Source organism: Ruegeria sp. N4 (assembly GCF_056531425.1).
This window is the reverse complement of the sequence record NZ_JBQFLT010000012.1, coordinates 51150-68880: the sequence shown is the minus strand read 5'-3', so window position 1 is coordinate 68880 and position 17731 is coordinate 51150. Positions and strand designations below refer to the sequence as shown.

The 17731-nt window shown below is 60.0% G+C and carries 17 protein-coding genes; 10 read left to right on the top strand and 7 right to left on the bottom strand.

The window, feature by feature from the left end; all coding sequences use genetic code 11:
- Positions 1 to 33 precede the first annotated feature (33 nt).
- A complete protein-coding gene (locus ACR0LW_RS16965; protein ID WP_480883465.1) occupies positions 34 to 858 on the top strand; it encodes an IclR family transcriptional regulator in 825 nt (274 codons plus the stop codon).
- On the opposite strand, the gene ACR0LW_RS16960 is transcribed toward ACR0LW_RS16965, so the two are convergent.
- Together ACR0LW_RS16960 and ACR0LW_RS16955 are read right to left on the bottom strand one after the other, a co-directional pair.
- Positions 855 to 1421 (bottom strand): tetratricopeptide repeat protein, encoded by a 567-nt coding sequence (locus ACR0LW_RS16960; protein WP_480883463.1) that lies wholly within the window; start codon positions 1419 to 1421, stop codon positions 855 to 857. The two genes, ACR0LW_RS16965 and ACR0LW_RS16960, sit on opposite strands and share 4 nt — an antisense overlap.
- Positions 1422 to 1451: 30 nt before the next feature.
- Positions 1452 to 1937, bottom strand: a complete 486-nt coding sequence (locus ACR0LW_RS16955) for an Lrp/AsnC family transcriptional regulator (RefSeq protein WP_480883461.1) — start codon at positions 1935 to 1937, stop codon at positions 1452 to 1454.
- Positions 1938 to 2040: 103 nt separating this feature from the next.
- Here ACR0LW_RS16955 and putA point away from each other — a divergent pair, with 103 nt between their 5' ends.
- Positions 2041 to 5439 (top strand): bifunctional proline dehydrogenase/L-glutamate gamma-semialdehyde dehydrogenase PutA, encoded by a 3399-nt coding sequence (gene putA / locus ACR0LW_RS16950; RefSeq protein WP_480883459.1) that lies wholly within the window; start codon positions 2041 to 2043, stop codon positions 5437 to 5439.
- Positions 5440 to 5481: 42 nt separating this feature from the next.
- Positions 5482 to 6225, top strand: a complete 744-nt coding sequence (locus ACR0LW_RS16945) for a rhomboid family intramembrane serine protease (RefSeq protein ID WP_170521763.1) — start codon at positions 5482 to 5484, stop codon at positions 6223 to 6225.
- Between the two features lie 7 nt (positions 6226 to 6232).
- Here the strand turns inward: ACR0LW_RS16945 and ACR0LW_RS16940 are convergent, their stop codons facing one another.
- Positions 6233 to 7018: an inositol monophosphatase family protein gene (locus ACR0LW_RS16940; protein ID WP_170622909.1), complete on the bottom strand. Its 786-nt coding sequence runs from the start codon at positions 7016 to 7018 to the stop codon at positions 6233 to 6235.
- 98 nt (positions 7019 to 7116) lie between these two features.
- On the bottom strand, positions 7117 to 8022 hold the full coding sequence (locus ACR0LW_RS16935) for a LysR family transcriptional regulator (RefSeq protein ID WP_480883457.1): 906 nt from the start codon (positions 8020 to 8022) through the stop codon (positions 7117 to 7119).
- Between the two features lie 94 nt (positions 8023 to 8116).
- Here ACR0LW_RS16935 and metF point away from each other — a divergent pair, with 94 nt between their 5' ends.
- Positions 8117 to 8983 (top strand): methylenetetrahydrofolate reductase [NAD(P)H], encoded by an 867-nt coding sequence (gene metF / locus ACR0LW_RS16930; protein WP_170622907.1) that lies wholly within the window; start codon positions 8117 to 8119, stop codon positions 8981 to 8983.
- A 234-nt stretch (positions 8984 to 9217) separates the two neighbouring features.
- Entirely contained in the window at positions 9218 to 9868 is a 651-nt protein-coding gene (locus tag ACR0LW_RS16925) for a J domain-containing protein (protein WP_480883455.1), read from the top strand.
- A 60-nt stretch (positions 9869 to 9928) separates the two neighbouring features.
- Here ACR0LW_RS16925 and ACR0LW_RS16920 read toward each other — a convergent pair whose 3' ends face one another.
- Positions 9929 to 10447 (bottom strand): YHS domain-containing (seleno)protein, encoded by a 519-nt coding sequence (locus tag ACR0LW_RS16920; protein ID WP_170622905.1) that lies wholly within the window; start codon positions 10445 to 10447, stop codon positions 9929 to 9931.
- Between the two features lie 239 nt (positions 10448 to 10686).
- On the opposite strand from ACR0LW_RS16920, the gene yghU reads away from it, so the two are divergent.
- Positions 10687 to 11565: a glutathione-dependent disulfide-bond oxidoreductase gene (gene yghU, locus ACR0LW_RS16915; RefSeq protein WP_170452572.1), complete on the top strand. Its 879-nt coding sequence runs from the start codon at positions 10687 to 10689 to the stop codon at positions 11563 to 11565.
- Positions 11566 to 11622: 57 nt separating this feature from the next.
- Here the strand turns inward: yghU and ACR0LW_RS16910 are convergent, their stop codons facing one another.
- Positions 11623 to 12411 carry an SseB family protein gene (locus ACR0LW_RS16910; protein WP_480883452.1) on the bottom strand — a complete coding sequence of 263 codons (789 nt, stop codon included), beginning with the start codon at positions 12409 to 12411 and terminating at the stop codon, positions 11623 to 11625.
- Entirely contained in the window at positions 12404 to 12991 is a 588-nt protein-coding gene (locus ACR0LW_RS16905; RefSeq protein ID WP_480780181.1) for a uracil-DNA glycosylase family protein, read from the bottom strand. The genes ACR0LW_RS16910 and ACR0LW_RS16905 overlap by 8 nt, the downstream gene beginning before the upstream one ends.
- Positions 12992 to 13142: 151 nt before the next feature.
- Between ACR0LW_RS16905 and ACR0LW_RS16900 the strand changes: the two genes are divergently transcribed.
- Genes ACR0LW_RS16900 through ACR0LW_RS16885 form a run of 4 tightly spaced genes read left to right on the top strand, consistent with a single transcriptional unit; the run spans position 13143 to position 17717 of the window.
- A complete protein-coding gene (locus ACR0LW_RS16900) occupies positions 13143 to 13802 on the top strand; it encodes an ATP-binding cassette domain-containing protein (RefSeq protein WP_170452578.1) in 660 nt (219 codons plus the stop codon).
- Positions 13780 to 15366, top strand: coding sequence for a capsule biosynthesis protein (locus ACR0LW_RS16895; protein WP_170521756.1), 1587 nt, complete (start codon positions 13780 to 13782; stop codon positions 15364 to 15366). Before ACR0LW_RS16900 ends, ACR0LW_RS16895 begins: the two co-directional genes overlap by 23 nt.
- A gap of 5 nt (positions 15367 to 15371) precedes the next feature.
- On the top strand, positions 15372 to 16205 hold the full coding sequence (gene kdsA / locus ACR0LW_RS16890) for a 3-deoxy-8-phosphooctulonate synthase (protein ID WP_480883449.1): 834 nt from the start codon (positions 15372 to 15374) through the stop codon (positions 16203 to 16205).
- A 15-nt stretch (positions 16206 to 16220) separates the two neighbouring features.
- On the top strand, positions 16221 to 17717 hold the full coding sequence (locus tag ACR0LW_RS16885) for a phosphomannomutase/phosphoglucomutase (protein WP_480883447.1): 1497 nt from the start codon (positions 16221 to 16223) through the stop codon (positions 17715 to 17717).
- Positions 17718 to 17731 lie beyond the last annotated feature (14 nt).

Sequence of the window (17731 nt, the reverse complement as noted above, 5' to 3'; positions counted from 1 at the left end):
ATGATTTTGCCGAAACGCAATAAGGGGGCTGGATTGGACACACCGAAACGACCGCGCGGCAGGCCGAAATCCCTGTTCAAGGAAAGCTCGGCCGGGACGCTGCAATCTCTGGACCGCGCCCTTGGCACCCTCAGCGCCGTTGCCCGGCTGGAACGCTGCACTCTGACGGATCTGAGCCGCGAGACCGGCGTGCCGACCGCAACCACCCATCGCATACTGGCCACGCTCGCCAATCGCGGCTTTGTGCGCTTTGACGAAGACCGGCAGGAATGGATGGTCGGGATCGAGGCGTATCGCGCCGGGGCCGCCTTTCTGAAACGCAACAACGTGGTCGAAATCTCGCGACCCATCATGCACAGGCTGATGCAGGAGACAGGCGAGACCGCAAATCTGGCCGTACCAGACGCCGGAGACGTGGTTTTTGTCGGCCAGATCGAGACGAAGAACCCGATCCGCGCCTTTTTCCCGCCGGGTGCGCGGACGCCCATGTACGCCTCGGGCACGGGCAAGGCGATTCTGGCCGCGATGGAGCCCGATGGCGTGCGGAAACTGCTGTCTTCATCAACGCTCGAAGCCTTCACTGAACACACGCACAACGATGTCACCTCTCTTGAGGCGGATTTGCATGTTATCCGGCAGCGTGGCTGGTCGTATGATGTCGAGGAACGTTATCTCGGGATGTCCTGTATCGGTGCGGTGATATTCAACGAACAAAACCTGCCCTGCGCCGGAGTGTCCGTGTCCGGGCCAACCGCGCGGTTCAATTCTGAAACGGTTGATCGGTTCGGCGATCTGGTCTCAGCCGCTGCACGTGAAATCACGCGCGCCGTTGGAGGACGGCCGAAGCACCCTTATTAGATGTCCTGTCCGGGCGGGTCCAACGGTCCGCCGGGGGCCAGCAGGGCCCGTTCCGACAGCCAGGGATTAAGGTCCAGCGCGTCTTTCAGCGCCGTTCTTGCCTCGTCCAGCCGGTTCAGGCCCAGCAGCGACAAGGCCCGCCCGCTGATCGCCGCAACATGGTTCGGAGACAGCTCAATCGCGATGTCGAGGTCGCGCAGCGCCGATCCGTAATCCTGCCGCAGGTAATTGACAAAGGCCCGCTGATTGTACCCTTCCGCATATTGCGGGCAGTAGTCGACTAGCGCGTTCAACTCGTCCAAAGCCCCGATCAGGTCCCAAGCCTCGCGCCGCGCCATGCCCCGATCCAGCATAGTCTGGGATTTGGCATCGGGCGCATCGGTCCAAAGCTCCCACATCTGGCTGGAGAATACGCGCGCCTCAGTCTCGGACCGGGCCTTTTGGGTCTGCGCAATCAAGTCACCGACGCCGTCGATGTGATCCGGGGCGTCCGGGCAAGACTGCGCTGTCGCCGCAGACGCTACCGCACACCCAATGATCGCTGCCTGGAGTAGATGTCGCATAATCCAAGGATGGCGCGGGATGAGGTTCTGTCAAGTTGCGTCCAGTGCGCCCAGCATTCCGGTTTCCTTTACAGCCTCCATCGCGACAAAGGTCGATGTGCTGGCCACATGCGGCAGGGATGAGATCTTTTCGGCCAAAACAGCCCGGTATTCCGACATGGAACCGGTCCTGACCTTCAGCAGATAGTCGAAATTCGACGCGATCATATGGGCCTGTTCAATCTCGGCGATCTTACGAACCGCGGCGTTGAATTCGGCCAGCGCCTTTTCCCGCGTGTCCGTCATGCGTACCTCGACAAACGCCACGTGATCCAGGCCCAGCCGGATCGGATCCAGCATCGCGCGGTAGCCTTTGATGACCCCATCCGCCTCAAGCCGTTTCAACCGCGCCTGTGTCGGAGATTTGGACAACCCGATCCGCCGGGCCAGATCCGCGACCGAGATACGCCCATCCTCGGCCAGTACTTGCAGGATGGACCGGTCGAACCGATCCAGTTCGGGAAAGTGCATTTGCATCGTTCAAACCCCAATTTTCAGGCGAATGGCCCATGACACCTCAATCTTCAAGCGATTGTCCTGATTTTTTACGAATATACTACTAAAAACGCCCGGAGGATTCATGTCACACAGCCTGCGCACCCTAATCGACACTCAAACCTATGCGGACCAGTCATCTGTGCTGCAGTCCCTGATCGACACGGCAAACCTGACCGACGCAGATCGCACCGTCATTTGCGCCGCCGCCGCCCAGCTTGTCCGCGACATCCGGTCAAGCACCTCGCCGGGGATGATGGAGGTGTTTCTGGCCGAATACGGCCTGTCGACCGACGAAGGCGTGGCCCTGATGTGTCTGGCCGAGGCGCTGTTGCGCGTGCCGGATGCAGACACGATCGACGCGCTGATCGAAGACAAGATTGCGCCCTCGGACTGGGGCAAGCATCTGGGTCAGTCCTCATCCTCGCTGGTCAATGCCTCGACCTGGGCTTTGATGCTGACCGGCAAGGTGCTGGATGAGGGCAAGGCGTCCCCCGTCAGCGCCCTGCGCGGGGCGATCAAACGGCTGGGTGAGCCGGTCATTCGCACGGCCGTTGGCCGCGCCATGAAGGAAATGGGCCGGCAGTTCGTTCTGGGAGAGACCATTCAATCCGCCATGGGCCGCGCCAGCGGGATGGAGGCCAAGGGCTACACCTATTCCTATGACATGCTGGGCGAGGCCGCGCGCACCGAGGCAGATGCCGCCCGCTATCACCTATCCTATTCCCGCGCCATCGCCGCCATTGCCGAGGCGTGCACCCATGACGACATCCGCGCAAACCCCGGCATCTCGGTCAAGCTGTCCGCTCTGCACCCTCGCTATGAATTGGCACAGGAAGAGCGTGTCATGGATGAGCTAGTGCCGCGCCTGCGCGCACTGGCCCTTTTGGCCAAAGCCGCTGGCATGGGTTTGAACGTGGACGCCGAAGAGGCCGACCGCCTGTCACTGTCGTTGCAAGTGATCGAAGAGGTCATGGCCGAGCCTGCGCTGGCCGGATGGGATGGCTTTGGCATCGTTGTGCAGGCTTACGGGCCGCGTGCGGGATTGGTGCTGGATACGCTCTATGACATGGCGCAGCGCCATGACCGCAAGCTGATGGTCCGTCTGGTCAAAGGCGCCTATTGGGATACCGAGATCAAGCGTGCGCAGGTCGAAGGGGTCGATGGGTTCCCTGTCTTTACCCACAAGGCCGCAACCGATGTGTCCTATGTCGCCAATGCGCGCAAGTTGCTGGGCATGACCGACCGAATCTATCCGCAATTCGCGACCCACAACGCCCACACCGTCAGCGCCATCCTGCATATGGCCGAGGACCAGCCGTTCGAATTCCAACGCCTGCACGGCATGGGTGAGACGCTGCATCAACTGGTCATGGAGAAGCACAAGACCCGCTGCCGCATCTATGCTCCCGTCGGGGCGCATCGTGACCTTCTGGCCTATCTGGTCCGGCGCTTGCTGGAAAACGGTGCGAACTCGTCCTTCGTGAACCAGATCGTGGATGAGGCCGTGCCGCCGGAAGAGGTTGCCGCCGACCCGTTCACCGCTGTTCAGGCGGCCTCGACACCGCTTCCGACCGGGCCGGAACTGTTTCTTCCGGAACGCCCGAATTCCAAGGGGTTTGACCTGCGGCATACACCGACGCTCGATAAGATCGATGCGGCGCGGGACCGGTTCCGGGCGCATCACTGGTATGCGCAGCCCCTGCTGTCCGAACAGGCCAAACCCGCGGCGGATCAACCTGTCATCAACCCGGCGCACCCTCAGGACAAGCCCGGCGCGGTTGCCCCCGCCAGCACCGCAGATGTCGAACTGGCTTTGGCCTCGGCCAGCCCATGGCAGGCCCCTGCCGCGCAACGCACTGAGGTTCTGAACAAGGCCGCTGATCTGTACGAGGCCCATTTCGGTGAGCTGTTTGCCCTTTTGGCCCGCGAAGCCGGGAAATCGCTGCTCGATGCGGTCGCGGAGTTACGCGAAGCGGTGGATTTCCTGCGCTACTATGCGGCCAACATCCCTGCGGCCAAGCCTGCCGGGATTTTCACCTGCATCAGCCCGTGGAACTTCCCGCTGGCGATCTTCACCGGTCAGATTTCCGCAGCGCTGGCAACCGGCAATGCGGTTCTGGCAAAACCCGCACCGCAAACCCCGCTGATCGCGCATCGCGCCATTCAGTTGCTGCACGAGGCCGGGGTGCCCCGTGATGCGCTGCAACTGCTTCCCGGCGGGCCAGAGGTGGGCGCGGCGCTGACTTCGGACGCGCGCATCTCGGGCGTGGCCTTCACGGGATCGACGGCAACGGCGCTGAAAATCCGCTCGGCCATGGCACAGAACATGCGGCCCGGCACGCCGTTGATCGCTGAAACCGGCGGTCTGAATGCGATGATCGTCGACAGCACCGCGCTGCCGGAACAGGCCGTGCAATCGATCATCGAAAGCGCGTTTCAGTCCGCTGGCCAGCGATGCTCGGCCCTGCGTTGCCTGTATCTGCAAGAGGACATTGCCGACGACGTCTTGACGATGCTGAAAGGCGCGATGGACGCACTTCGCGTCGGCGACCCGTGGCTGATTTCAACCGATTGCGGCCCGGTGATCGACGAAACCGCGCGTCAGGGCATTGCGGATCATGTCTCCAAAGCGCGGGCCGAGGGGCGCGTTCTCAAAGAACTCGGCACCCCGCCCGAGGGGGTGTTTATCGCCCCGACCCTGATCGAAATCAGCGGCATCGCCGATCTTGAGCGTGAGATTTTTGGCCCGGTTCTGCACGTGGCCCGCTTTAAGGCGCAAGAGATCGATCAGGTGATCGCGGACATCAACGCCACAGGGTATGGCCTGACCTTCGGCCTGCACACCCGCATTGACGACCGCGTCCAGCACGTGATCGAGGCGATCCACGCGGGCAACGTCTATGTCAACCGCAACCAGATCGGGGCCATCGTCGGCTCTCAGCCCTTCGGTGGCGAGGGGCTATCGGGCACCGGGCCCAAGGCGGGCGGCCCCAACTATATGGCCCGGTTCTGCGCACCGGATCGCCAGACGGCATCTGAGACCTGGAGCGCATCGGCAGAGTTGCCCGCGCCAAAAGGCCAGCCTGCCCCGGTGCAAACGCAAACCCTGCCCGGACCGACAGGGGAATCGAACCGGTTGTCCGAGTTTGCACGGCCACCGGTTCTGTGCCTTGGCCCCGGTTCGACGGCATCACGTGCACAGGCCGATGCGGTTCTGGCCTTGGGTGGAACCGCGATTGAGGCTACCGGAGCGCTTGATCTGCATCGCTTGGAGAACCTGACCGGCATTTCGGGCGTTCTGTGGTGGGGTGGTGAGGATACCGCACGCCAGATCGAACAGCATCTGGCCCGTCGCGACGGTCCGATCCTGCCGCTGATCCCCGGCCTGCCGGACCGCGCCCGCGTGTTGGGCGAACGGCATGTCTGCGTCGATACCACAGCCGCAGGCGGTAACGCCGCGTTGTTGGGCGGTGCGGCATAAGCTGACCTTGACGCTGGGCCCTGAAAAGCCCAGCGTCGCGCCATGTTTCCGATCCGCGACCATAACCCCTCGGGGCGCACGCCCTATGTCGTTTACACGCTGATGGCGGCGAATATCCTGATCTTCCTCAGCTATGTGGGGATCATGGATAACCCGCAATTGATCCAGCGGTTCTATTTCGACTACGCGATCATTCCCGCGCGCATCGCGGATGGCTATGCGTTCGAGACATTCGTGACGTCCATGTTCCTGCATGGCGGCTGGATGCATCTGGCCGGGAACATGCTGTTTCTTTGGATCTTCGGGGACAATCTGGAAGATGAAATGGGCCACCTGCCCTTTTTGCTATTCTATCTCGTCGCCGGATTAGGGGCCGGGCTGATCCACGTCATTACTGCGCCGGATTCGGTGGTGCCGACAATCGGAGCCTCGGGCGCAATTGCCGGGGTGATGGGCGGCTATCTTTTGCTGTTCCCAAAGGCCCGCGTCGATATTCTGCTGATCCTGATCGTCTATTTCAGGGTCTTTTCGATCCCGGCTTTTGTGATGCTGGGCGTCTGGCTGGTGATGCAGTTCTACGGCAGCCTGAACAGCAACCCCGACGAAGGCGGCGTGGCCTATTGGGCCCATACCGGAGGGTTCGTCGTCGGGCTGATCCTGTGTATCCCGCTATGGCTGAAACGCGGCGGCACAGCGTTCTGGGATCGCACCCATGGCCATCCGCCACACCCCGAGACGAAATACAAACTCTCGCAAACGCGCATCCCGCGCGTGCCGCGCAAGTAGGCGTGCCTTAGCCCCGGATCACTTTGGCAAAACTGTCAAAGATTGGCTCGTTGGCGCAGATAACCTCGCCGTCTTCCAGCACGCTGCCTTCGGGGTTCAAAGGCTGCACAAAGCCACCCGCTTCTTTCACGATGATCATACCAGCGGCCAGATCCCAAGCGTTCAGGCGACGTTCCCAGAACCCTTCGTAACGGCCAGCCGCCACATAGGCCATATCCAGGGCGGCAGCGCCCCAGCGACGCACACCGGCGCAGGCAGGCATCAGGCGCGCAAGGTCTTGCAGGGTTGCAGGCAGATCGGAACGGCCACCAAAGGGCAGACCGGTCGAGAAGATCGATTCAATCATGCGGTGACGACCGGACACGCGGATACGCATATCGTTCATCCATGCGCCTTCGCCCTTTTCGGCAAAGAACATCTCGTCCTTGGCAGGGTCGTAGATCACACCGGACACGATCTTACCCTTGTGTTCCAGCGCGATGGACACCGCCCAATGCGGCAAACCATGCAGGAAGTTGGTGGTGCCGTCCAGCGGATCGACGATCCAGCGGCGGGTCGGGTCCTCGCCGTCAATCGAACCGCCCTCTTCAGCCAGCCAGCCATAGGTCGGGCGCGCGCCCAGCAGTTCTTCTTTCAGGATGGCCTCGGCGGCGATATCGGCCTTGGACACAAAGTCACCAGCGCCCTTCATCGACACCTGCAGGTTCTCGACTTCACGGAAATCCTTGACCAGAGACCGCCCCGCCTTGCGCGCGGCTTTGATCATGATGTTGAGATTTGCACTGCCAACCATTGTGAAAAGGCTCCTGTCCGGTCAAACCGCGCGTATACTGATGCAATGCGCCCTTGCCAAGAGGAATGATGCGCATAGCAGCCCCGCGCAAAACGCCGCTACTGTGCCTGCAGCTTGCGCGCCTCGTCGCGGGCCAGTTTGACCAGTTCCTGTACAAAGGGTTTTTCCAGATCTTCCGAGCGGACAGCGGCATATAGACGGCGGGTGACCCCCTCACTCGTCAGCGGGCGGGTGACATAATCCGAGTTGTATTTGACCTCGCGCACGACCCAGTCCGGCAGAACCGAGATGCCCCGGTTCGAGGCAACCAGCAACAGGATCACAGCCGTCAGTTCCACCTGCCGGATGGCGGCCGGTTCGACCCGCGCCGGGATCAGCAACTGGCTGAAAACATCCAGGCGCGTGCGTTCGACCGGATAGGTGATCAGGGTCTGACCACGAAAATCCTCTGCCTCGATATAATCCTTCTCGGCCAGCGGATGGGATGACGCGGCGACAAACACGGCGTTGTAGTCGAACAGTTCGACAAACTCGACACCCGGCAGATCTTCGGGATCGGATGAGACGACCAGATCAACCTCTTCCTTCTGCAAGGCGGGCAAGGCGTCAAAAGCCAGGCCGGGGCGAATGTCGACATCTACGTCACCCCAGGATTTCCGGAAGGATTCAAGCACCGGGAACAGCCATTCGAAACAGGCGTGACACTCGATAGCGATATGCATCCGGCCCGTGCGTCCGTCACGTAGCGAGGTGAACTCCTGCTGTGCGGCCTCGACCTGAGGCAGGATCTGTTCCGCAAGGCGCAGCAAACGCAATCCGGCAGCGGACAGTTTCATCGGTTTGGACCGGCGCAGGAACAGTTCGACCCCGGCCTGATCCTCAAGCCCCTTGATCTGATGGCTCAGCGCGGATTGGGTGATGTTCAGCTGATCCGCCGCACGCGCCAGCCCGCCGCATTCATGGATGGCCTTGATGGTTCGCAGGTGCCGGAATTCGATGTGCATATGTCGCGCACCTCATGTTGTTCTTGAAGAATATGAGTTTGTCTCACATCGCCCCACATGGCACAAGAGGCTCAATTGATCCTGTGAGGCCATGATGACCAAACCTGAAATTTCGTTCGAGTTCTTTCCGCCCAAAACGCTTGAGGCCTCATTCCGCCTTTGGGACACGGTGCAAACACTGGCCCCGCTGGAACCCCGGTTTGTTTCGGTCACCTATGGCGCAGGCGGCACCACGCGCGAGTTGACGCGGGATGCGGTTGCAACGCTGCACAAATCGTCCGGCCTGCCGGTTGCGGCGCATCTGACCTGCGTCGATGCCTCGCGTCAGGAAACGCTTGAGATCGCGGACAAGTTCGCCCGCGCCGGTGTCGAGAACATCGTTGCACTGCGTGGCGATCCGCCGAAAGGTCAGGACAAGTTCATCCCCCACCCCGACGGCTTTGCGCATTCCGTGGAACTGATCGAGGCACTGGCCGAGACCGAGATGTTCAGCATTCGTGTGGGTGCTTATCCCGACAAACATCCCGAAGCCCGCAATACGCAAGCGGATGTGGACTGGCTGAAAGCCAAGCTGGACGCCGGTGCTGACGAGGCGCTGACCCAGTTCTTTTTCGAAGCCGAGACCTTTTTCCGGTTCCGCGACGCCTGCGAGAAAGCGGGTATCGACAAGCCCATCGTCCCCGGCATTCTGCCGATCGAAAACTGGAAGGGCGCGCGCAGCTTTGCCCAGCGCTGCGGCACCCACGTTCCCGATTGGATCGATCAGGCGTTCGAGAAAGCCATTCGCGATGATCGTGAGGATCTTCTGGCCACCGCGCTGTGCACCGAGCTATGCTCTGACCTGATCGAAGGCGGCGTGGACAAGCTGCATTTCTACACGCTGAACCGCCCGGAACTGACGCGTGACGTCTGTTTTGCGCTGGGCATCACACCCAAGGCCGAATTGCAGAACGTCGCCTAATTCACCCATTCATTGCGTCTTGCCCGGGTCCAAAACTGGCCCGGGCGTTTTTGTGTTCGCAAACCGCCGGAAAGTTGGTGCTGACACTGCACCCAAAGGTTCGCCCGAAATCAGGAACAATCCGCATTCTGACTTCGCATTGTCACCTCAACCTAATTCAATACTCTGTAAAAATTGACAAAAACACGACACTCGGGAAACTGAGGATGTGTGGTTGTAAAGAGTGAAATGAGTATGGAGCACGTCGACGAGCTCAAGGCGCGCAAGGACGCTTTGGCGGATCTGGGACTGGACCCGGACGCCGATTCAGAAGACATCCGAGACGCATGGCGGCGGATCGCCTTTCATGCCCATCCTGATCACACAGGGGGGGATTCAACAAATTTCGCGCGGGCCAAGGCGGCCTATGATTATCTGCGCAAAAAGGGCTACACCGCGAAAGAGGCCGATACCGGACCGCGCAAGCCGAAACGGCCACGCCTGAGAAAGCGCATCATCGAGCTTGCGCCCGAAGATATCGCAACCTGTCAGGCGATGCTGGATCCCGGTCGCGCTCTGCCGCATATGTCGCAGCGGGATGAGTCCAACTATGTCGCGTCCGACCACGTTCCGGATGCGGTTGGATGTTATGGGCGTCATCTGACGTATTTCGTCACAACGCCTGTCTGCCAGGGGGCCAATCGGGTCGCTCTGCCGACCTCTGTCCTCAGCGCTTCGCGCAATACCGAGACCGAAGTTCTGAGCTTCCAGTCAAATGACAAAGGGGCCGGAGAGGTCGTGATCCCGGACACAATCTGCGAACGCAAATTTCCGGGGGCGAAAAGTGTGCGCATCCGGTTTGAGGCCGATCAGGCCATTCGCAACGAATACTGGCTGGCGAGTTAACCGCGCGGAAAGCCCGGCTCTTGAGGGGGTGAGAGCCGGGCTGAGGGGTCGTGAGTGGCCTTAGTTTGTGATCGGGCCTTCCGAAGTGAACTTCGGAATGACGCTGGTGGATGCGTCACCCCCTTCGATACCCGGCCAGTTGCCTTCGGCGATGTTGATGTTGCCCGGAACATCTTCTTCCCAGAAACCGACAACAACATCGGTGATGTTCAGGTACAGCTTGTCATCGACGATGCGCCACAGATTCGGGTTGGCCGGAACCTTACCGCCCTTGGACACGCCATACGCACAGTGGCCATCATATTGCGGTGCGTAATAAGCCGGATTTTCCAGGAACTTGTCGCGGTTTTCTTCGGTCGCGAAAGCCCAGGTGGCACCGTTATATTCGGCGGTGATGTCTGCATTTCCGCGCACACCTTCGGGTTGCGACTGACCGATGGCAACCTGATCCAGGCTGCGATAGGCAACAACGTCATACCCAGAGACAGCAAAACCGGTGCCGTCGACATATTGCGGGCCAGCGAAAGCTGGAACTGCCAGGGCCATGGCCGCGGCAAAGGTCAAAGCAAAGCGTTTCATGTGGTCAATCCTTTTCAATTCATCTGCCCAAGGGTGCCGTGTTGGCGGGACTGTCGAGACAATATGCTATTTTTTGGCGCTGCGTAGTCCCCCTCGCGCCGCTGTGACCAAGAACGAGAAAACGTGAGAGGTTTGTCTGAATTTATTACAACAACACGGGGTTGGACTCTGGATACTGCAACATTAGCTGTTAGACGATTGGGTGCGCGGCCCCCCGGCATTGGACAGAAAGGCACGAGATGAGCGATCAATCCACTTACACCCCTCCGAAAGTCTGGACCTGGGACAGCGAAAGCGGCGGGCGGTTTGCCAATATCAACCGGCCGATTGCAGGTGCCACCCACGACAAGGATCTGCCCGTAGGTCGCCATCCCCTGCAACTGTATTCGCTGGCCACGCCCAATGGCGTCAAGGTCACGATCATGCTGGAAGAGCTGTTGGCCCTGGGCCATGAAGAGGCTGAATACAATGCCTGGCTGGTCAATATCGGCGAAGGCGACCAGTTCAGTTCCGGCTTTGTCGGTGCCAATCCGAACTCGAAAATTCCCGCGCTGTGGGACCGGTCCGGGGATGAGCCTGTGCGCGTGTTCGAAAGCGCCTCGATCCTATTCCATCTGGCCGAGAAATTTGACGCCTTCCTGCCCAAATCAGGCCCCGAGCGAACCGAGGTGATGAATTGGGTTTTCTGGCAGATGGGCAGCGCACCCTATCTGGGCGGCGGATTCGGTCATTTCTACGCCTATGCACCTGAAAAATGGGAATATCCGATCAACCGCTTTGCCATGGAGGCGAAGCGCCAGTTGGACGTTCTGGATCGGGAGCTGGCCAAGAAAACCTTTATCGCGGGTGAGGATTATTCGATTGCCGATATGGCGATATGGCCCTGGTACGGTCAGCTTGTGCTGGGTCGTCTGTACGACGCCGCCGAGTTTCTGGATGTCGAATCCTACAAGAACGTCATGCGCTGGGCCAAGGCCATCGACGAACGCCCGGCTGTTCTGCGGGGACGCATGGTCAACCGCCCGTTTGGCGAGCCGCATATGCAGCTTCATGAACGGCACGAGGCCAGCGATTTCGAGACCCGCACGCAGGACAAATTGGAACCTGCTGCCGAATAACCGACAAAAAAGGCGGCGCGGCGCTGGCTTGCGCCGCGTTTTCCTTTTGGGCGGGGCCTATTTCAGGATCGGAGGTTTGGCCGGGTCACTTCCCGGTATGGGCCGGACAGTCTCGGGCATCTCGGGCTGCGGCAGATCGAACCTCAGTCCGATTTTGGCCAGCAATCCTGCCGCCACGTCGTCCATGGCAAAAAAGCCCACATCCATCGCCCCGGCCTCGATCCCCGAAAAGGTCAGCGCCTCGGACGCGGCCTTGGCCAGCGCAGGTTCTGCGCCCTCAACCGCCCCGACAAATCCCAGCAAGTGACCTGACGCACCGCTTTGCGATTTGGTCGCCACCAGATAGGCCGCTTGTGCCAGCCCCCCGGCGGTGGCCAGCTTGGCGTCCAGCGCGGTCAACAGCATATCCGGCAGGCCCGCAGGTGGTAGAAACTCGGCCAGCTTCTCGTGCACTTCTTCGGGGGCGTGTTGAAGGGTTGTCGCCAACCACCCCAGCGCCTCGGACGGGATCAGCATCGACGAAGGTGCAACTTCGAGGTTCAGACCCAAGCCAATACCCTGCCCCGCAAGCATGGATGACAGCACCCGACCGGACAGCGCCACATAGGGCACCGGACGGCTCGCAAACTGCGCCAGCCGGTCCTCGCGATCAAAGGCCAATACGAATTGCCCATGGGCCACATCAAACACCTCGGGCGAGATGTTCTCGCCCTGTGCTTCTTCGGTCAGCATCAGGAACAGCTCACTATCCGCCAGACGTTCGAAAAACCTCAGCCGGGCGGTGTCGTCCTGCGGGGCGGCCTGCATTGCGGCATGGGCTGTATCCAGCGCGGTTGTCTCAGTCATTCAACACCTCTTGCACCCGCGCGCGCAGAACCGGCAGCAGATCGGCCTCGAACCACGGGTTTTTCTTCAGCCATGCCGTATTGCGCCACGACGGATGAGGCAAGGCAAAGACGCGCGGGGCGTGAGTTTTCCAGTCTTTGACCGTCTCGGTGACGGAACTGCGAACACCAAGGTGGTATTTATGCGCGTGACCGCCGACCAGAACGGTCAACGGCACCTGCCCCAGGGCCTGCATGACGCGATCATGCCAGGTCTTCCGGCAAAGGGCCGGCGGCGGCAGGTCCGCGTTCTTTTCGTCATAACCCGGAAAGCAAAAGGCCATGGGCACGATGGACAGCTTGGCCCGGTCGTAGAACACGGTCTCATCTATCCCCAGCCAGTCGCGCAGGCGATCCCCGGATGGATCGGTAAACGGCCGCCCCGAGGCATGAACCCGCGCCCCCGGTGCCTGCCCCGCGACCAGAATCGGCGTGCCCGGTTGAAACCAGACCACAGGGCGCGGCGCATGTGCTGTTGCCGTCTGTGCAAACTGATTGGCGCACAGGCGACAGGACCGAATATCTTCCATCAGGCTGGTCATGGAATGTTACGTAAGCCTTCCTGCCGCTGGCGCATATTGATGATTTGTTTCATAATTCGACATAATGTAGCCAACATGGGCCAATAGGGAACACCCTCCCTCATCGCCCGACAAGAGCGACACGAAAACTGGATTGAGCAGCAGGCCACCTATGCTTGAGTTCGAGAATGTCAGCAAATCCTTTTGGACCGGGACGCGCCGCAAGGTGATCCTGGACCGGGTCTCGTTCCGGGTCGAGCTGGGCACATCCCTTGGCATTCTTGCGCCCAATGGCACGGGAAAAACCACGCTTATCAACATGATGGCCGGGTTGGAGAAGCCCGATGAAGGCGTCATTCGCCGCGATTGCCGGGTGTCTTTCCCGATGGGTTTCACGGGTGGCGTTTCCAGCAAGATGTCCGCGCTGGAAAACGCGCGCTATATTGCAAAAATCTACGGCATGGATCCTGACTATGTCGAGGCGTATTGCAGCTGGCTGTGCAATCTGGGCGAATATTTCAACCAGCCCCTGTCGACCTATTCTTCCGGCATGCGCTCGCGTTTCACCTTCTCGCTGATGCTGGCGCTGGATTTCGACATGTACCTGATTGATGAGGGGATGCCCTCGTCCACGGATGTTGAATTCAACAAGAAGGCCGGTGACATCCTGCGGGAAAGGCTGCGCACGACGACCCTTGTGATCGTGTCGCACAGCCCATCGACGCTGGAAAAATTTGCACAGCAAGCCGCGGTTCTTTTGGACGGGCAGCTTTACATGTTTGAAACCTTGGAAGAGGCAAAACAGTTATATGACTACGAAACCCAAGGTTAGAAAATACAACTTGCGCCGCAAGCAGCCGGTCGAAGGATCGGCCGAGGCGCGCGCCGATGCGATCTCGCGCATTCGCAGCGCGACCGAAGGACCATCTGCCGCAAACGCCCCGCAGCCCGGAACCGAACTGGACGACATCAAGCGTGAGGGGCTGACCGGTCGGCAGCTACGCATTGCCCGTCGGCTGGCGCAGAAACACGGGCTTGCGGCCTCGTCCGATTATGATGCCGTTCGTCTGTTGCGGAAAAAGGGGATCGATCCGTTCGAGCGGACAAACCTGCTGGACCTTGCCGCCGCCAAAACCTCCCAAGGCAGCACAACGTCGAAAAAGCCCAAAGACAAGGTCAGGATACAGCTGCCGCAAACCGTCCAGCACAAGGAATTCAGCCCGCCAGGCCCCGAGATGAGCCCGGCAGAACGCCGAAACCTTGAAATCGGTCAAATCCAGAAGGACATCGCGCGCAGGCGGCGCGTCAAGCTGTTTGCGCTGTTCGCCCGGCTGGCAGCGTTTGTACTGCTACCCACCTTTGTTGTGGGGTTCTATTTCTATCGAATCGCGACCCCGATGTATGCCAGCAATTCGTCCTTCTCGATCCTGCAGGCAGATAGTGCGGGTGGGGCCGTCGGCGGCCTGCTGTCCGGTACGCAATTTGCCACGGCACAGGATTCGGTATCGGTTCAGGATTTTCTGGAATCGAAAGAGGCGTTGCTGCTGCTGGACAACGACGCAAGCTTTACCGAAGTGTTCCAACAGGATTGGATTGATCCGATCCAAAGGCTGGCAGCCGACGCCACGCTTGAGGAAGCCTATAAGCTATACAGCCGCATCGTCACGATCGGCTATGACCCCACGGACGGGATCATCCGGATGGAGGTGATTGCCCCCGACCCGCAAACCTCGGCCGAGTTTTCCGATCGCTTGATCTCTTACGCCGAAGGCCGGGTGAACAAACTGTCCGGTGAAAAGCGCGACGACCAGATGCGCGACGCGCTGGAAAGCTTTGAATCCGCGCAACAAGCGCGCCGTCAGGCGCAGGAAGACCTGATCGAGTTGCAGCTTCAGGGCGCGATTCTGGACCCCGAAAATGTGATTGCCGGGCTACGCGGGCGGATCAACGAAATCGAAATTCTGTTGCAGGACAAAAACCTGGAACTGGCGGCCCTTCTTGACAATCTGCGGCCCAACAAGGCCAAGGTCGACGGGGTCACAGCCGATATCGCACGGCTGGAAGTGGTGCTGGACAACCTGAATGCCGAGATGCTGGATGTCTCGGCAGGCGAAAACTCGCTGGCGCGGTTGAGCGTGCGGATTCAGATGGCGCAGGCCGATCTGGTCGCGCGGGACATGATGCTGCAAAACGCTATGCAATACATGGAAACCACGCGCACCGAGGCCAACAGGCAGGTGCGGTATCTGACCGTCTCGGTGAACCCGGTTCCCAGCCAGGATCCGTCCTATCCGCGCAAGTTCGAAAATACGATTTTGGCTTTCCTGTTGTTTGCTGGTATCTACCTGATGATCTCGCTTACCGCGTCGGTCCTTCGTGAACAGGTATCCTCATAAGACCCATGAAACATGTAAAAATCTCCGACATTACCGTCGGCAACGATCTTCCGCTGACCATCATTGCTGGCCCCTGCCAGCTTGAAACAGCGGACCACGCCCAGATGATTGCGGGCACCATGAAAGAAGCCTGCGATGCTGCGGGCGCGCAGTATGTGTTCAAGGCCTCCTATGACAAGGCCAACCGCACCTCTCTGTCCGGTAAACGCGGCATGGGAATCGATGCGGGGCTGAAGGTTCTGGACGACATTCGCAAGACCATCGGCGTTCCGGTTCTGACCGACGTGCATACCGAGGCCCAGTGCGCCATCGCGGCTGAGGCTGTTGATGTACTGCAAATCCCCGCTTTCCTGTGCCGTCAGACGGATATGCTGCTGGCTGCCGGGGCGACCGGAAAGGCCGTTAACGTCAAGAAAGGCCAATTTCTCGCGCCGTGGGAAATGGGCAATATCGTCGACAAGGTCGAGAGCACCGGAAACCAGAACATCTTGCTGACCGAACGCGGGACGTCATTTGGCTACAACACTTTGGTGGCGGATATGCGCGGCCTGCCGCAGATGGCCAAAACAGGCTACCCTGTCGTCATGGATGCGACGCATTCCGTGCAACAGCCCGGCGGCAAGGGCGGGTCTTCCGGCGGCCAACGTGAATTCGCGCCTGTCATGGCCCGCGCTGCGGTCTCACTGGGGGTCGGAGCGGTTTTCATCGAGACACATCAGGATCCAGATACGGCCCCGTCCGATGGGCCCAATATGATTCCGCTGGACCAGATGCCCCAACTTGTTGACACATTGATGCGTTTTGATGCGCTTGCGAAAGCGAATCCGATTCAGATTTAACGATTGAGACTTGTTATGACCAAACCATTCCCCGAGGTGACGCCAAACACCTGGAGCTTTTTGCGTGACGCAATGATCAAGCCCACGGGCTTTCGCGAATATGATGCACGCTGGAAGTACCCCGACGAGATCAACCTGCCCGGCATGACCGCACTTGGTCTGGGTTTGGGCACTCAGATGCGGCGGCGCGGGATTGACCCGGTCATCGCAGTGGGCAACGACTATCGCGACTATTCCCTGTCGATCAAGAACGCCCTGATCCTGGGGCTGATGCAGGCCGGGATTCAGGTCAAGGATATCGGCCCCGCGCTTAGCCCGATGGCCTATTTCGCGCAGTTTCATCTGAACGTTCCCGCCGTGGCGATGGTGACGGCCAGCCACAATCCAAATGGCTGGACCGGAGTGAAAATGGGCTTTGAGCGCCCGCTGACACACGGCCCGGACGAGATGTCCGAACTGCGCGATATCGTCCTGAACGGCGAAGGCCAGCCGCATCAAGGCGGGTCCTATGAATTCGTCGATGGCGTGAAAGAGGCCTATATCGACGATCTGGTCGGTGATTTCAAAATGTCCCGCCCGTTGAAAGTGGTCTGCGCCACGGGGAACGGAACCGCCTCGGCGTTTGCGCCCGAGATTTTCGAACGGATCGGGGTTGAAGTCGTACCCAGCCACAACCGGTTGGATTACACTTTCCCCAACTACAACCCCAACCCCGAAGCCATGGAAATGCTGCAAGACATGTCGGACAGCGTGAATTCCTGCGGCGCGGATCTGGCGCTTGGGTTTGATGGGGATGGCGACCGCTGTGGTGTTGTGGATGACGAAGGTGAGGAGATTTTCGCCGACAAGGTTGGCGTCATCATGGCCCGCGATCTGGCCAAGCTGCACCCGGGCTCGACCTTTGTGGCAGACGTGAAATCAACCGGTCTGTTCGCCAGCGACCCTGAACTGCAATCCCTCGGCGTCAAAGCGGACTATTGGAAAACCGGTCACAGCCACATGAAGCGGCGCGTGAAGGAAATCGGCGCGCTGGCCGGGTTCGAGAAATCGGGCCACTACTTCCTGGCCGAGCCGGTCGGGCGTGGCTATGACTGCGGCATGCGGGTCGCGGTTGAGATCTGCAAGCTGATGGACCGCAACCCCGGTCAAAGCATGTCTGATCTGCGCAAGGCCCTGCCCAAGACCTGGTCCACCCCGACCATGTCGCCCTACGCGGCTGATACCGAGAAATACGATATCCTCCAGCGACTGGTCGACAAACTGGTGGCCAAGGCGGACGCAGGAGAAAGCTTTGCCGGTCGCACCATCAAAGAGGTGGTCACTGTCAATGGCGCGCGGGTCATTCTGGACAATGGCAGCTGGGGTCTGGTGCGCGCCTCCTCGAACACGCCGAACCTTGTGGTGGTGTGCGAAAGCAGTGAAAGCGAGGCGGAAATGCGCGCGATCTTTGCCGATATCGACGCCGTTATCCGCACCGAACCGGGTGTTGGCGATTACGATCAGACGATTTGATCCAAGGGGGCGTC

Coding starts and splice junctions, on each gene's coding strand:
- ACR0LW_RS16960 (WP_480883463.1), bottom strand. CDS start 1,421: ATGCGACATCTACTCCAGGCAGCGATCATTGGGTGTGCGGTAGCGTCT.
- ACR0LW_RS16955 (WP_480883461.1), bottom strand. CDS start 1,937: ATGCAAATGCACTTTCCCGAACTGGATCGGTTCGACCGGTCCATCCTG.
- putA (WP_480883459.1), top strand. CDS start 2,041: ATGTCACACAGCCTGCGCACCCTAATCGACACTCAAACCTATGCGGAC.
- ACR0LW_RS16945 (WP_170521763.1), top strand. CDS start 5,482: ATGTTTCCGATCCGCGACCATAACCCCTCGGGGCGCACGCCCTATGTC.
- ACR0LW_RS16940 (WP_170622909.1), bottom strand. CDS start 7,018: ATGGTTGGCAGTGCAAATCTCAACATCATGATCAAAGCCGCGCGCAAG.
- ACR0LW_RS16935 (WP_480883457.1), bottom strand. CDS start 8,022: ATGCACATCGAATTCCGGCACCTGCGAACCATCAAGGCCATCCATGAA.
- metF (WP_170622907.1), top strand. CDS start 8,117: ATGACCAAACCTGAAATTTCGTTCGAGTTCTTTCCGCCCAAAACGCTT.
- ACR0LW_RS16925 (WP_480883455.1), top strand. CDS start 9,218: ATGGAGCACGTCGACGAGCTCAAGGCGCGCAAGGACGCTTTGGCGGAT.
- ACR0LW_RS16920 (WP_170622905.1), bottom strand. CDS start 10,447: ATGAAACGCTTTGCTTTGACCTTTGCCGCGGCCATGGCCCTGGCAGTT.
- yghU (WP_170452572.1), top strand. CDS start 10,687: ATGAGCGATCAATCCACTTACACCCCTCCGAAAGTCTGGACCTGGGAC.
- ACR0LW_RS16910 (WP_480883452.1), bottom strand. CDS start 12,411: ATGACTGAGACAACCGCGCTGGATACAGCCCATGCCGCAATGCAGGCC.
- ACR0LW_RS16905 (WP_480780181.1), bottom strand. CDS start 12,991: ATGACCAGCCTGATGGAAGATATTCGGTCCTGTCGCCTGTGCGCCAAT.
- ACR0LW_RS16900 (WP_170452578.1), top strand. CDS start 13,143: ATGCTTGAGTTCGAGAATGTCAGCAAATCCTTTTGGACCGGGACGCGC.
- ACR0LW_RS16895 (WP_170521756.1), top strand. CDS start 13,780: ATGACTACGAAACCCAAGGTTAGAAAATACAACTTGCGCCGCAAGCAG.
- kdsA (WP_480883449.1), top strand. CDS start 15,372: ATGAAACATGTAAAAATCTCCGACATTACCGTCGGCAACGATCTTCCG.
- ACR0LW_RS16885 (WP_480883447.1), top strand. CDS start 16,221: ATGACCAAACCATTCCCCGAGGTGACGCCAAACACCTGGAGCTTTTTG.